Annotated in this window: 11 protein-coding genes; 6 read left to right on the plus strand and 5 right to left on the minus strand. The window is 73.8% G+C overall.

From position 1 onward, the window contains the following. Positions 1-188 precede the first annotated feature (188 nt). The 3 genes from WMF29_RS31030 to WMF29_RS31040 form a co-directional block, all read right to left on the minus strand. Positions 189-587, minus strand: coding sequence for a 6-pyruvoyl trahydropterin synthase family protein (locus WMF29_RS31030; protein WP_437323747.1), 399 nt, complete (start codon positions 585-587; stop codon positions 189-191). Between the two features lie 22 nt (positions 588-609). Then, positions 610-1,578, minus strand: coding sequence for a zinc-dependent alcohol dehydrogenase (locus tag WMF29_RS31035; RefSeq protein WP_437323748.1), 969 nt, complete (start codon positions 1,576-1,578; stop codon positions 610-612). Positions 1,579-1,669: 91 nt separating this feature from the next. Next, entirely contained in the window at positions 1,670-2,359 is a 690-nt protein-coding gene (locus tag WMF29_RS31040; protein ID WP_437323749.1) for a RibD family protein, read from the minus strand. A 512-nt stretch (positions 2,360-2,871) separates the two neighbouring features. Between WMF29_RS31040 and WMF29_RS31045 the strand changes: the two genes are divergently transcribed. From WMF29_RS31045 to WMF29_RS31070, 6 genes are all read left to right on the plus strand, one after another. Further along, on the plus strand, positions 2,872-3,945 hold the full coding sequence (locus tag WMF29_RS31045) for a GH12 family glycosyl hydrolase domain-containing protein (protein ID WP_437323750.1): 1,074 nt from the start codon (positions 2,872-2,874) through the stop codon (positions 3,943-3,945). Between the two features lie 51 nt (positions 3,946-3,996). Continuing rightward, a complete protein-coding gene (locus tag WMF29_RS31050) occupies positions 3,997-4,686 on the plus strand; it encodes a hypothetical protein (RefSeq protein WP_437323751.1) in 690 nt (229 codons plus the stop codon). A gap of 111 nt (positions 4,687-4,797) precedes the next feature. Then, entirely contained in the window at positions 4,798-6,444 is a 1,647-nt protein-coding gene (locus tag WMF29_RS31055; protein WP_437323752.1) for a long-chain fatty acid--CoA ligase, read from the plus strand. A 65-nt stretch (positions 6,445-6,509) separates the two neighbouring features. Further along, positions 6,510-6,971, plus strand: a complete 462-nt coding sequence (locus tag WMF29_RS31060; protein ID WP_437323753.1) for a PaaI family thioesterase — start codon at positions 6,510-6,512, stop codon at positions 6,969-6,971. 140 nt (positions 6,972-7,111) lie between these two features. Continuing rightward, complete coding sequence (locus WMF29_RS31065; RefSeq protein WP_437323754.1) at positions 7,112-8,176, plus strand: 1-aminocyclopropane-1-carboxylate deaminase/D-cysteine desulfhydrase; 1,065 nt, start codon at positions 7,112-7,114, stop codon at positions 8,174-8,176. Between the two features lie 268 nt (positions 8,177-8,444). After that, on the plus strand, positions 8,445-9,311 hold the full coding sequence (locus WMF29_RS31070) for a fibro-slime domain-containing protein (RefSeq protein ID WP_437323755.1): 867 nt from the start codon (positions 8,445-8,447) through the stop codon (positions 9,309-9,311). A gap of 112 nt (positions 9,312-9,423) precedes the next feature. Here WMF29_RS31070 and WMF29_RS31075 read toward each other — a convergent pair whose 3' ends face one another. Further along, positions 9,424-11,724 (minus strand): M20/M25/M40 family metallo-hydrolase, encoded by a 2,301-nt coding sequence (locus WMF29_RS31075; RefSeq protein ID WP_437323756.1) that lies wholly within the window; start codon positions 11,722-11,724, stop codon positions 9,424-9,426. 15 nt (positions 11,725-11,739) lie between these two features. After that, positions 11,740-13,965 (minus strand): hypothetical protein, encoded by a 2,226-nt coding sequence (locus WMF29_RS31080; RefSeq protein WP_437323757.1) that lies wholly within the window; start codon positions 13,963-13,965, stop codon positions 11,740-11,742. Positions 13,966-14,070 lie beyond the last annotated feature (105 nt).

A 14,070-nucleotide genomic window follows, 5' to 3' on the forward strand; every position in this document is an offset into this window, starting at 1 on the left:
GCGCCGAGCAGCTGGCCGCTCGGCCTCGGACGGACAGGCGCGCGCCTCGCCGGGCTCAGGGGCGCTCGGCTCTGCCGGACGAGCGTCGCGAGCGGCCTGAAGCCGGGGAGAGCACGCGAGAAAGCCAGCAGGTCCTGGAGCGGGCTCGGCCGACCGTTCGGACGACGCAGCAGCTCGTCAGACGGAGCCTAGAGGTCGCGTTCGAAGCCCGCGTAGGCCGTGGGCGACTCGCGGACGAGCACCCGCAGCGTCGCGCCCGAGCAAGGCGCCTCGTCCGCGGGCAGCTTCGCGATGTCCGCGGCGAGCAGGCCGGCCACGTGCTCGGCCACGCGCTCGGTCGTGGAGGTGCGCCCGGGGAAGGCCGGGTGCTCGTCGAGGTTCTGGTAGTCGATCGTGTCGAGCGCCCGGCGCAGCGACGCGTGCAGCGCGCCGATGTCCATCACGACGTGGTGCGGGCCGAGCGCCTTCGCGCGGATCTCGATCTCGACGGAGTACGTCGCGCCGTGCATCCGGGTCGCCGGGCCGAAGAACGGATCGGAGAAGCTGTGCGCGATCATCACGTGATCGCTGACGCCGAGGAGGAACATGGCGGTGGTGGGCCTCTACCCTCTAGGTTGCCTCTCGCGTAGCCGATCGTGCGCCGTACCGGAAGACCGTCTGTAGCCGCGCCCCGGGCTCGGCCGCGAGCTCTGCGTACACCGACGGCGCCGCGTCGAGCGGGACGGGCGGGTCCAGCAGCGCGTCGAGCGCCGGATCTTCGAGGACGGCGCGGACGAGCGCGAAGCGGCGCGCGTGGTCCCAGCGGGGCGCGCGCTCCGGCGGGATGGTCGAGACCTGGCTCGCCCGCAGGCGCAGGCGCCGGCGGTGGAAGTCCGCGCCGAGCGCGACCGGGCTCGTCCGCGCCCCGTAGAACGACGCGACCGTCACCGTCGCCTCGCGCGCCGCGTGCGCGATCGCGCGGTCGAGCTCCTCCGGATGGCCGGTCGCGGCGATGACGGCGTCCGCGTCGCCGCGCGGCCGGTCGTCCTCCGGCCGGAGCGCCGCGGCGGCGCCGAGCGCGAGGCCGACCTGGCGCCGCCGCTCGCTCGGCTCGACGAGCCGGACCACGGCCCCGGCGCGCCGCGCGAGCGCCACGATGAGGAGCCCGACGATCCCGCCGCCGAGCACCACCACGGCGTCCCCGAGCCCCAGCCCCGCGTCCCACACGCACGTGATCGCCGTCTCGAGGTTCGCGGCCAGCACCGCGCGCTCGGCCGGGATCGAGCGTGGGAGGCCGCGCGCCGCGCCCGGCCCGAGCAGGTGGAGATCGCCGTGGGGCGCGAGCGCGAAGACGCGGTCGCCCGGCCCGAGCGCCGCGCCGTCGCCGCGGGCGACGACCTCGCCGACCCACGCGTAGCCGTAGCGGCGCGGGTAGGTCGGCGCGCCTTCAGCGTCGGGCGCGTCGAGCGACGGGTCGAACGGCGTCGGCCCCTCGCCGCGGAAGAGCAGCAGCTCCGTCCCCTGGCTCACGCCCGACGCGAGCGCGCGCGCCACGACCTCGCCAGGCCCGGGCGCGCGCGGCGGGGCCCCCGGACGCACCTCGACGAGCCCCGGCCGGACGAACCAGAGCTCGCGGGCGAGGAGCGGGGCGGCGTCGCGCGGCGCGACGGCCCCGGGCGGCGCGGGCGCGTCAGTCGGGATAACGCACCTCCCCTCGCAAGAGCACGTTGCCCCCGAGGAGCTCGACCGCCGGCTCGCGCAGGTCGATCGCCGACGCGAGCGGCGCCTCTCCCAGCGCGCCGACCGCGGGGATCGCCGTGTCGCCGAGGAAGCGCGGCGCGATCTCGACCTCCGCGCGGTCGGCTAGGCGCGCGCGCAGGAACGAGGTGAGCACGGCGCCGCCCCCCTCGACGAGCAGCCGCCGCACGCCGCGCGCGTGGAGCTCGGCCAGCGCGTGCGGCAGCGAGACGAGGCCCTGGTCGTCCGCGGGCACGACGACCACCTCTGCGCCGCGCTCCTCGAGCCGCGCCCGCGCCGCGCGCGGCGCGCGCCCCGCCGCGCCGAAGACGACAACGCGCCCGCCGGCCGGCTGCCCGCTGCCGGACGGCTGCAGCAGGCGCGCCCCTCCCGGCACGCCGAGGGCGCTCGCCAGCACCACGCGCATGGGCTGGCGCCCCTCGCACCCGCGCAGGGTCAGCAGCGGATCGTCGATCACGACGGTGCGGATCCCCACGAGCACCGCGTCGTGCTCCGCGCGCGCCCGGTGGGCGCACACCATCCCTGCGGGTGTGCTGAGCATGACGCGCTGGTCCTGGGCCGCGATGCGGCCGTCGAGCGTCTGGGCGAAGTGGAGCGTGACCCGCGGGCGCGGCAGGCTCATGGCGCGCTCGCTGGTGCGCGTCCGGCGCGAGCAAACGCGCGGGTGAGAGGGGACTTTGCCTCCGTCCCGAGCCGGAAGTGGAGCCTCGGTGGCACGACGGCACTCTAGACCAGAACGTGGGAACCGGGGAGGAGCGCAAGCACCCGGTCACCAGTTCCACGCTTTCCGGGAACGCGTTCATCTCTGCGACCAACGGCCTCATCCGTCATCGAGCGACTCGGAGCATCGATGAAGGTCAGCGAGACACGGTTCGAACGTCTCTCTGGCGACTCCAACCCTCGATGGGCGCAAAAACGATGTCGAGCGGCGCTCCCACGCGAACACGCAAAGCGTCGAGGTCGCCGGAGCGACGTCAAGTCCACGAAGCTCGTGACCCGGGGCACGCCGCATTTTTCGAGTCGAGCGGTGACGCCATCGCTGTTGCTACAATTGTTCAAATCGCGTGCTGCTTTTTTGCGCACGGCCGTGCCGCGCACCGCCGTGCGCCTGTGTGCAGGTGTATGTTGCGCGCCATGCACGCGCATTCCTTGGCCGAATCTCTTGCACTTCTCACGCTGACGGCGACTCTCGCCGCCGGTTGCTCTGGATCTTCTGACGCTGACGGCGGAGACACCGGCGCTGCGGCGAGCTCTGGCGGGCTACCGAGCGCGAGCGCCTCGACGGGCGACGCTGCGAGCGGCAGCGGCGGCTCGATCTCGAGCAGCAACGGCGTCACCAGCGGCGCCGGCGTCACCAGCGGCGCCGGCGGCGCGGACAGCACCGGCAGCACCACGGCCGGAACGGGCGGCGCCGCGGCAGGTACCGGAGGCAGCGGCGACGCGAGCAGCACCACGGCAGGGACGGGCGGCACCGCGAACCCGGGCTCCGAGCTCGGCAACGGCGCCATGGAGGGCTCCGGCAGATCGAGCGAGCGGTACGAAACGGGCCTCGTCTCGCGCGACGGCACGCCGTACGTGCTCATCACCAACGGCTGGGGCCCCGGCTTCGGCAACCACACCGTCTCGTGGGAAGGCACGTCGTTCACGGTGGAGAGCATGAGCGGCTCGGCCGGCTCGATGGGGCAACCCGCCTCGTATCCGACCGTCTTTTGCGGCCGATACTCGGTGAAGGAGGTGCCGGATTGCGGCTTGCCGGCGCCGAGCAGTTCCATCAAGAGCCTGCGCACCGGCTGGCGCTGGGCGAAAAATGGCAACGAGGGCCAGTACAACGCCGCGTACGACATCTGGATGGGCAACGGCACGCAGCTCCGCGGCTACCTCATGGTGTGGCTGCGCGATCCGACGCGCTATCAGCCCGCCGGGCAGCCGAACACCGCGCACCAGGGCGTGACGGTCGCGAACGTCCCCGGCAAATGGAACATCTGGAACGGCATGGTGAACGGCCTGCCGATCGTGAACTGGGTGCGCGCCGAGGGGCAAGACAGCTCGGAGATCGAGTTCGACGTGATGGACTTCGTGCGCGACGCGGAGACGCGCGGCCTCAGCGTCCCCGGCGACACGGTCAACGCGGTCGCCGTCGGGTTCGAGATCTGGGAAGGCCCGATCACGAACCTGAAGAGCCTCGACTTCTACGTCGACGTGAACTGAGCGCCGCCGCTCGCTTGCCGCGCCGGCCCAGGCGCCCTATCGCGGGGCGCGATGCCCATCAGCTGGCCGGATCTCTCCTCGCGTTGCGAGCGCGCTGGCCTCCCGCTCCGCGGCGGCTTCCACCCGCGCGAGGGCGACGGCGTGCCGGCGGCAGGCGACCTCCCCGCGGGGACGCTCGTCCTTCTCGGCAACGCCGGCCCGTCGATGTGGCGCGCGTTCTCGCGCGCCCGCAAGGACGCCCCCGATCTCGCGCTCGACGACTGGACCGCCGCGGTCGTCTCCCCGCTCGCGGCGGAGCTCGGCGCGACTGCCCTGTTTCCCTTCACCGGCCCTCCCTACTGGCCGTTCCAGCGCTGGGCGCAGCAGGCCGAGGCGCTGTCCCCGTCGCCCCTCGCCATCCTCATCCACCCGCGATTCGGCCTCTGGCACGGGTACCGCGCCGCCCTCGTCTTCGCGGAGCGGCTGTCGCTCCCGCCGCGCGAGGACCTGGCGAGCCCCTGCGCCTCGTGCGCCGGCCAGCCCTGTTTGAGCGCCTGCCCCGTGTCTGCGTTCTCCCCTGGCAGCTACGATGTCGCCGCGTGCGTCGGCCACCTCGACGCCGGGCCAGGCGCGACGTGCATGACGGGAGGGTGCCTGTCGCGCCGCGCCTGCCCGATCGGGCAGGAGCACATCTATCCCGACGAGCAGCGCGAGTTCCACATGCGCGCGTTCCGGCGCGCAATGTCGCGCACGGGCAGCTAGACAGAGCTAGTCTCCGTTTCGGGGGGCGGGGCCGCTGTCTCGCGGCGCCTCGAACAGCCCTCCTGACTCGACGGATCCCCGCGCCTCGCGCGGGACGAGGAGGCACCGCCCATGCTCGCCGGCCGCATGATGGATTACCCGCTCACGCTGACCCACTTCCTCGACCGGGCGCGGACGTACCACGCGCGCTGCGAGATCGTGACCCAGAACCCGGACAGGACGGTCTCCCGCTCCACGTACGCCGATCTCCACCGCCGCGCGTCGAAGCTCGCGCACGCGCTCACGCGGCTCGGCGTCCGCGCGGGCGACCGCGTCGCGACGCTCTGCTGGAACCACGCCCGGCACCTGGAGCTCTACCTCGGCGTCCCGGCCATGGGCGCGGTCCTCCACACCCTGAACCTGCGCCTCCACCCGAGCGAGCTCGGGTACATCGCCTCGCACGCCGAGGACAAGGTCGTCGTCGTCGACCGCTCGCTCGTCCCGCTCTTCCGCAAGTTCGCGCCGGAGGTCCGCAGCATCCAGCGCGTGCTGGTCCTCGACGACGACGGGCCCGTGGATCCGGCGGCGGGCGACGGGCTCGACTACGAGGCGCTGCTCGCGCCCGAGCCGGATCACTTCGACTTCCCGAGCCTGGATGAGCGCGCCGCCGCCATGCTCTGCTACACGTCGGGGACGACCGGCAACCCCAAGGGCGTGGCCTACAGCCACCGCTCGATCGTGCTCCACACGCTGGTCTCCTGCATGCACGACGCGCTCGGCTTCCGCGACCGCGACATCGTCCTTCCGGTGGTGCCCATGTTCCACGCGATGGCCTGGGGGCTGCCGTACGCGGCGATCGCGACCGGCGCGAGCCTCGTGCTCCCCGGCCCGCACCTCGACGCCTCGTCGCTGCTCGATCTCATGGCCAGGGAGCGCGTCACGTTCGCCGCGGGCGTCCCCACGATCTGGCTCGGCATCCTCGCGCTCCTCGACGAGCACCCGAAGCGCTGGGATCTCTCGTCGATGCGCGCCATGGTGATCGGCGGCTCGGCGGCGCCGCCCGCGCTCATCGACGGCTTCCGCGCGCGGCACGGGCTCGTGGTCCTCCACGCCTGGGGGATGACCGAGACCAACCCGCTCGGCACCGTCGCCCACGTCCGGAGCAGCCTTGGCCGCCTCCGCGAGGACCCGGCCGCCTCGCTGCAGACGCGCGCGTCGCAGGGCTACCCGGTCCCGTTCATCGATCAGCGCCACGTCGACGCGGGCGACCGGCCGCTGCCCTGGGACGGCAGGACGATGGGCGAGCTCGAGGTGCGGGGCCCCTGGGTCGCCTCATCGTACTTCGGCGGCGAGGGCGAGGACCGCTTCACGAAGGACGGCTGGTTCAAGACCGGCGACGTCGTGACGATCGACGGCGAGGGCTACATGCGCATCGCGGATCGCACGAAGGACGTGATCAAGTCGGGCGGCGAGTGGATCAGCTCGGTCGCGCTCGAGAACGCGCTCATGAGCCACCCGGCCGTCCTGGAGGCCGCGGTGTTCGCGGCGCGCCACCCCCTCTGGGGCGAGCGCCCGCTCGCCGCGATCGTCCTGCGGCAGGGCCAGAGCGCCTCGAAAGAGCAGCTCCACGCCCTCCTCGAGCCGCGCTTCGCGAAGTTCTGGCTCCCGGACGAGTACCTCTTCCTCGAGCGGATCCCGCGCACCTCGACCGGCAAGTTCCTCAAATCGAAGCTGCGCGAGGAGTTCGCCGATCTCCTGGAGAGGAAGGTATCCGGATGACGCGCTGACGCGCCCGGGGAGAAATCGCCGGAAGCTCCCGGCAAGGCGTGTACTACGCTGCCGCCATGGCCGAAGGGGAACCCGAGGATTTCGCCGCCGCGCTGAACACCGCGGCCATCGACGGCTGGATCAGCGCCATGGGTCTCCGGCTGATCCGCGCCACGCGCGACGAGGTGGAGGCCGAGCTCGACATCGGGCCGCAGCACCGGCAGGCCTATGGCATCGTCCACGGCGGCGTCCACGCGGGCATCGTGGAGACGCTGGCGTCGATCGGGGCCGCGCTCCACGCCCTGCCGGACGGCCGCTCGGTCGTCGGGCTCGAGAACCACACGAGCTTCCTGCGCGCGGTCCGGTCGGGGCGGCTGCGCGCCACCGCGCGCCCGCTCGACCGCGGGCGGCGCACCCAGGTCTGGGAGGGCTCGGTCTACGACGAGGAGGGCCGGCTCTGCGCCTCGGGGCGCGTGCGCCTCCTCGTCCTGGAGCCGGACGCGACGCTCGCCGGGCAGCGCGCCGGCACGCCCGGGTGATCGCCGACCGCGCGAGCGCCTGACCGCCACCTCGCCCGACCCCTGATTGCCCGATCGCCGGCTCGCCCGACCCCCGGATTGCCCGATCGCCCGATTGCCCGCTCGCCCGATCGCCTTACACCCTTCACGAGGTCCCCTCGTTGCGCGACGCAGCCGCCCTCCGGATGATCGACGACATTCCCCGGCTCGGCTGGGTCGGCGCGCCCTCGCCGGTCACGGCGCTGCCGCGGCTCGCCTCCGCGCTGGGCATCGAGTTCCTCGGCGTCAAGCGCGACGACCTCTGCGAGCCACTCCACGGCGGCATGAAGATGCGGAAGCTCGACTACGTGCTCGCCGCGCCCCCCTTCTCGACCTCGGCGGCGTGGTCCGCGGCCGGCGGCATCGGCTCGGGCAACGTGGCTGCGCTCGTCGCCGCGGCCCAGCGGCTCGGCCGGAGGGTGCACGCGCACCTCTTCTGGACCGATCTCTCCAGGGGCGTGATCGACAACCTCGCGTTCACCGCCTCGGGCCCGGCCTCGATCCGCTTCTACCCGTCGCGCGCCGCGCTCGCGCTCGCGCGCCCTTCGCTCTTCCTGCCGCTCCGCGCGCGGGACGACGACGGCGCGGCGATCGTGCCGCTCGGCGCCACGTCGGCGCTCGGCATGGTGGGCGCCGCGCGCGCGGCGCTCGAGCTCGGCGCGCAGATCCGGGCCGGCGAGCTCCCCGAGCCCGCGCGCGTCTACGTGCCGCTCGGCTCCGGCGGCACCGCCGCCGGGCTCGCCGTCGGGCTCGCGCTCGGCGGCCTGCGGTCGCGGGTCGTGGCCGTCGCCGTGGTCGAGCGCCTCCTCGCCTCGCGCTTCCGCCTCCGCGCCCTCACCGCCGAGCTCCGCGCCGCGCTCGCGCAGCGGGGCGTCGCGCCCGTGCCCCCCGCGGCGCCGATCGACGTCGTGCACGGCTACCTGGGCCGCGGGTATGGCTCGCCCACGCCCGCGTCGCTCGCCGCCTGCGACGCCCTCGCCGCCGAGGGGATCTCGCTGGAGCCGGTCTACACCGGCAAGGCCATGGCCGCGCTCATGGCGCACGCGCGGGAGCGCCGGCTCGGCCCGGTGCTGTTCTGGCAAACCGCGCGGCGCGAGCCCCTGCCCCGGAGCGACGGTTTCTGCGAGCGGCTCCCGGCCGCGCTGGCGCGGCGCCTCGGCGCCCACTGCGGCGTCGGATCTCGATAAACGACCTACATCTCGGCGCCTCCCCGGCGCTCGTGCGCTGTCGCCCAGCTGCACTTTTCTCCGCTTCGGCCTCGCGCTGCCAGCGCACGGCGGCAATTTTCTGGATCGCGCCGCCATTGCGACGAGATAGAATTGCTGTCTCGCTTGCGTCCTCGGCGACCGCCGGAAGCGCCGCGCCCCGCGCACAAAGAACGCGCAAAACATGCGCAGACCACGCACAACGGACGCGCAGACCACGCGCGATGTCCCCCACAGAAGGAGTCTTCACATGCTTAGGCCGCTACAGTTGAACTGGTGTGCTCCGCTCGCGACAATGCTGGTGCTGGCCGGGGTCGCGTGTGGGGGCAGCACCGATGGAGCGAGCGACTCCAGCAACACCTCCGGCGCCGGCGCCGGCGCTGGCGCGGGCACGAGCAGCGGCGGCGACTTCGGGTCCGGCGTGTCGGCGGGCGCGGGCAACGGGAACGGCAGCAGCGGCAGCGGCGACGGGTGCAACGCGAGCCTCACGGGCATCGTGCGCGACTTCCGCGCCTACGACGGCGGCAAGGGGCACCCCGACTTCGAGACGTTCACGGGCCAGGGCCTGAAAGGCATCGTCGAGCGCGAGCTGGGCCCGGATCAGAAGCCCGTCTATGCGCACCCGGGGGGCACCGAGCACACGACCGGGCCAGACGAGTACAACCAGTGGTACCGCGACGTCGACGGCGTGAACATGCCGATCCAGTTCACGATCACGCCCGTGGTCGGCGCCGACGGCATTGCCACCTACGAGAACCGGGCCTTCTTCCCGATCGACGAACAGGGCTTCGGGAACGAAGGGAGGCAGCACAACTACCACTTCACGTTCGAGCTCCACATGACGTTCGTGTACAACGGCGGCGAGGAGTTCAGGTTCTCCGGCGACGACGATCTCTGGGTGTTCATCAACAACCGGCTCGCCATCGATCTGGGCGGCCTCCACGGCCCGCAGGACGACAGGCTCGACCTCGACGCGATGGCGAACGAGCTGGGGATCACGCCCGGGCAGGAGTACGCACTCGACTTCTTCCACGCCGAGCGGCACACGAGCGAGTCGAACTTCACCGTCCAGTCGACGCTCGCGTTCACGAACTGCGAGCCCATCTTTGTCGACTGAGCTGCTCGACTGAGCTGCTCGGCAGAGCTGCTCGACTGAGCTGCTCGACTGATCCGCTCGACCTATCCTGTGCAGCGAGGGCGGCGGGCCCGCTTCAGCGAGCCCGCCGGTGCTAAGGCCGGAACGACCCGCTGACGAACGTCGAATCGGCGAGGCGGTACGGCACGCCCATGAGCTCGCTGGGCCTCTGCCCGCGCATGAGCTCGCTTGGGAGCTCGTAGGTCTGGTCCATCAGCCGGATCTCGATCGGCCCGGAGTCCTCGACCTCCAGCGACCACTCGATACCTCCCGACGGCAAACCCATGTAGGTGAACCCCCAGCGGACATCCGGCTTCGCGTCGGCCCCGCGCACCGGCTCCTCCACGCCCTGCCCGTCCACCTCGGCGCGGATCACCCGGTTCGGGGACGTCACCTCGGCGAACAGCCAGGGGGCTCCCCGGGATGAGGCGACGCGGAGCCGGAGCGCCCGCACGCCGTCGCGCCGGGTATCACCGAGCACCGTGAGCGACGGCGCCGGGAGGGCGAGGGCCGGCGCCTCGGCCTGGCGCGTCACGCGCACGAACGGCACCGCGAACGAGGGCGCCTGCCCGCGATCGTCCGGGAAGTACGCGGCGGTCCACGGGTCGAGGTCGCGGTCGGCCGAGAGCCAGTGGGCCTTCCCGGCGGCGGCGTCGACCGCGTAGGCGAGGCTCGCCGGCCGGGGCCGCGCCTCGGTGAAGCCCGTGGTGGCGCAGGCGACGAGGAGCGCCGCGAGGCCCGGGAGGGCGAACGCGAGCGAGAGCCGCGTCGAGCGGCCGCCGCCGAGCAGCTCGGCGTGCGGCAGGAAGAGCCCGAAGACGAGCGCGACGGCGAGGGCCGGGACCGCCGCCTTCGGCAGGCCCAGCGCGACGAAGAACAGGTACGGGCCGGGCACGGCGAGCGCGACCGCCGGCACCGCGGCAGCGACGAGGATCGCGGCGTCCGCGAGCGTGGGCGGGGCGTCGCCGCGCCGGATCGTCACCGCCGCGAGCCCGAGCAGGGCGAACGCGAGCGGCCAGGCGAAGTAGAAGCTCGCGCCCGGCATGAAGAGGCTCGCCGCGACGAGGAGCAACAGCCACAGGAGCAGCGCGCCGAGGGCGAGCTCGCAGGCGGCGAGGCGCCGCCGGAAGAACCGGTAGCCCGCCGCGCAGGCCGCGAGCGCGGCGAGCGCGAGCGCGAGCCGGTACACGGGCGCGTTGTACGGCTCGAACGGCATCACCCGGAGGGCCGGGTGCGCGCTGCTGAGGATCCACGCGAGCCCGCCCACGGCCGCGGCGACGCCGAGGAGCAGCGCCAGGAAGGCGAGCAGCCCCGCGGCGATCCGGCCCGGCGAAGCGGCCCGCCGCCGCGCCGCGTGGAGCGCCACGCCCGCGAACAGGCAGGTGACCAGCGCGGCAATCGGGAGCGTCCAGCCGATCGGGTGCGAGACGAGGTGGGCGCCCCACGTGTTGAAGTACACAGCATCCCCGCGCCCGGGATCCCGCAGGTCGAGCGCGCCGAAGCGCCGCGCGAGCGAGAGCGCGTAGTCGCCGGCGTGCTGCACGCTCCGGAGGTCGAGGTTGCCCACGGTGTCGGACGGGGCGTGGTAGTGCGCGACGGCGTCGCTGAAGGCGAAGTTCAGCCCGGGGATCCCGGCCCGCTTGAAGACGCTGAAATCGGTGCTGTGGCCCATGCGCCGCGCGACCGCGGGGAAGAGCGACGACGCCACCGGGTAGGCGGCGGCGCTGGCGAGCTCGCGGACGGGGAAGGCGTCGCCGGGCCCGGTGTCGAACATCGCGACCACACCGCCGGCCCCGCGGGCATCGAAGTTGAGCGCGATCCCCACCTCGCCGCGCAGCGGGTGCTCGTCCATGAACGCCTTGCCGCCGAGGACGCCTCCCTCCTCCGCGTCGGTGAAGAGGAGCAGCACGTCGTTGCGCAGCGGGGGGCCGCTCTTCAGGGCGCGCAGCGCCTCCAGGAGCGCCGCCACCCCGCTGCCGTCGTCGGCGGCGCCCGGGCTGCCGGGCACCGAGTCGTAGTGCGCGACGAGCGCGACCGCCCGGGTGCTGTCCGCGCCCGGCAGCCGCGCCACGATGTTCTCGACGTGCGCCGCGTCGTACGGCAGGCCCCACTGCCGGCTGAGGACCGAGGCGCGCTGGACCTGGGGCTGCACGCCGAGCTTGGAGAGCTCCCCGAGCAAGTAGTCGCGCGCCCGCCGGTGGCCCGCCGAGCCGGTGGGGCGCGGCTCGGCGGCGATCTGCGCGAGGTGCGCCCTGGCCCGCTCGGCCGAGAACACCTCGGGCGGCGCGCTCGCCGGGACGACGTCGGGGGGGCTCAGCTGTGCGATGCGGAGCGCGACCAGGGCGACCAGCGCGACCAGCGCGAGGGCCGCGGCGAGACGAGGAGACCGCGCCATGGCGATCGGTCGATCTCAGCGCGCCGGCGCCGGGGGCTCTCCCTGGGCGAGGTCGTCCTCGGGCCTGCGCGCGAGGCGCGCGGCCGCGCGCCGGTAGAGCGCCGTGAGCGGCGCGCGGTGCGCGGCGAGGAGCACCGTCACCCCGGCCAGCCACAGGAGCACGAGCGGCACGAGCGCCGAGGACGTCGTGTAGACGAGCACGGGGCGGAAGGCGCGCTCGCGCGTGACGAGCTCACGGCGCGCTTGAACGGACCGCTCGTAGTCCGGGAGCGACAGCGCGACCGGCGTCACCCCCTCCAGCACCGCGCCGCCAGGGGCGAGCGCGCCGCCGCCCTTGGCCAGATCGTCGTCCTTGGCCCTGCGCATGGCGGCGGGCGCCGGAGCCGCCGACTCGCTGTACGCGGAGTTCCAGCGCTCCGCCCTGTAGCTCCTCGCCGAGACGGCGAAGAGCCCGACCAGGAGCGCCAGGCCGCCCATGCCCAGCAGCACCACCATCGCGGCGGCGCGGCCACGGCCTCCGAGGAGCCGCCCCGCGAGCCACGCCGCCATGGCCGTCGCGATGCCGACCACGAGCGCCACGAACGTGGCGGGCGCCAGGAACCACAGGCCCGCCATGAGCAGCCCGCCCAGCGCGCGCAGCGCGCGAACGCGCCCGCGGCTCGTCGCCCCGCCGGGGCGCACGGCGATCCACGCGGCCACGAAGCCGATCGCCACCGCGAAGGCGTCACCCGCGTCCGCGAACCACACCGGCCGGTCGCCGCCGAGCAGCGCGAGCGGCACCACGCGATCGGGCAGCCCGACCTTCAGCGCCACCTCGCTCGCGGTGAGCGGGTAACCCGGCATCGGCAGCTCCAGGGTCCCTCCGAGCGCGTGCACCGCCGCCTGCGCCAGCGACTGCACCTGGATCGTGTGGCTGCCCGTCTGCAGCGGCACGAGGACCTCCTCCGCGGCCTTGCCCTGGTGCATGATCCGCTGGGCCTTCCCGTCGGTGGCGAGGTAGATCGGCCGCCCGCCCGGCGCGTAGGTCAGGTAATCGATGCCGTTGTTCTCGTAGGTGAGCGCGTCGTCGGCCACGAGGTCTCCGCGCTCGGTCAGGACCAGGGTGCGGCGGTGGTCGCGCACCACCGCGGCGAGGACCTCGACGCCCGAGAGCGGCTCGACCGCGACCTCGACGCGCTGCCCTCGCTGCACGAGCAGGAGCCGCGACGTCGCCTGGGTCCGCGGGATCGGCGACTCGGCGGCGTCGACCTGGCGCGCGTCGCCCTTCACGGTGAGGCGGTGCTCCGCGTCGGACTCGAACAGCCACCACTCGTAGGCGGAGCGCGGATCGGGCGAGAAGGCGCCGACCGTCGGGAGCGTGCCCGAGATCTTCATCTCCGCGGCGCGGCCCGAGGTGGGCAGCACGAGCTCCCCGCCCTCGACCCGGAAGCCGCTCGCGCCCGCGACGTCGAGCACCTTCTCCCCGAACGCGAGCGGAAGGCGCACGACGCCCAGGTCGCTGCCCGACCGCATGACGAGCCGGTACTCGAAGCCGATCTCCCGACCGACCCGCACCGCGCGCGACAGCTGGAAGACCGTGGGGCCCGCGCTCTGCGACCCCGCGCCCCCGTCGGGGGTGAAGTGGAGCGTCGCCCCGCGGAGCCCCGAGAGCTGCGCGCCCTCGGCGACGGACCCGCCGGTGATGTCGGCCTCGAACGTGTTGAGCGGACCGGCGACCAGGAGCGTGAGGTCGCCCTCGAGCCACAGGGTGCCCCGGAGCACGAAGCGGCGCGCGGCCGTCCAGAGGTAGTAGTGGTCGTCCTCGAAGCTGATCGGCGCGGCCTCGCGGCGCGACGCGGGGCGTCCATCGTCGAGCGTGGCCTCGATGCGGAGGTGCGCCGGCGGCCCGAAGAGCGGCACGGCCACGGGGCGGTCCGTGAGCACCCCGCCCGAGAGCTCGAACTGGAGCGGCCCCTCGCCCACCGCGCCGGTGATGCGCAGCCGATCGAGCGCGTAACATCGCTCCTCGCATCCCCCCGAGCCGCCGCGCTGATCGACCCAGCGAGAGAGCATCTCCAGCTGTCCAGCCCACGAATCGGGCGGAGGCCCGTGCGCCTGCGCCTGCGCCGCGGCGCCCTTCGCCGCGGGCGCTGATGGCGCCGCGCCCGCGGCAGGCGCCGCCGTCGGCGCGTCAGGCGCCTGCCCCATCGAGAGCGACGGAACGGCGAGCAGCGACAGCACCACGAGAAGCCACAACAGCATTGGTGGCGTGGCCTTGTTCCAGCGCGCGAGCGACATAGGGTGACTCCCTTCCTAGACCTGCCGAGCGAACGCGATGGCCGCCGCAGCGTCCTCATCAAACAACCT

It is taken from the genome of Sorangium sp. So ce381 (genome assembly GCF_051473845.1).
GTDB lineage: Bacteria > Myxococcota_A > Polyangia > Polyangiales > Polyangiaceae > Sorangium > Sorangium atrum.

Bases quoted from the DNA above. Each gene is read 5' to 3' on its own strand.
- WMF29_RS31075 (WP_437323756.1), bottom strand. From the start codon at position 11,724: ATGGCGCGGTCTCCTCGTCTCGCCGCGGCCCTCGCGCTGGTCGCGCTG.
- WMF29_RS31045 (WP_437323750.1), top strand. From the start codon at position 2,872: ATGCACGCGCATTCCTTGGCCGAATCTCTTGCACTTCTCACGCTGACG.
- WMF29_RS31040 (WP_437323749.1), bottom strand. From the start codon at position 2,359: ATGAGCCTGCCGCGCCCGCGGGTCACGCTCCACTTCGCCCAGACGCTC.
- WMF29_RS31030 (WP_437323747.1), bottom strand. From the start codon at position 587: ATGTTCCTCCTCGGCGTCAGCGATCACGTGATGATCGCGCACAGCTTC.
- WMF29_RS31070 (WP_437323755.1), top strand. From the start codon at position 8,445: ATGCTTAGGCCGCTACAGTTGAACTGGTGTGCTCCGCTCGCGACAATG.
- WMF29_RS31055 (WP_437323752.1), top strand. From the start codon at position 4,798: ATGCTCGCCGGCCGCATGATGGATTACCCGCTCACGCTGACCCACTTC.
- WMF29_RS31050 (WP_437323751.1), top strand. From the start codon at position 3,997: ATGCCCATCAGCTGGCCGGATCTCTCCTCGCGTTGCGAGCGCGCTGGC.
- WMF29_RS31060 (WP_437323753.1), top strand. From the start codon at position 6,510: ATGGCCGAAGGGGAACCCGAGGATTTCGCCGCCGCGCTGAACACCGCG.
- WMF29_RS31080 (WP_437323757.1), bottom strand. From the start codon at position 13,965: ATGCTGTTGTGGCTTCTCGTGGTGCTGTCGCTGCTCGCCGTTCCGTCG.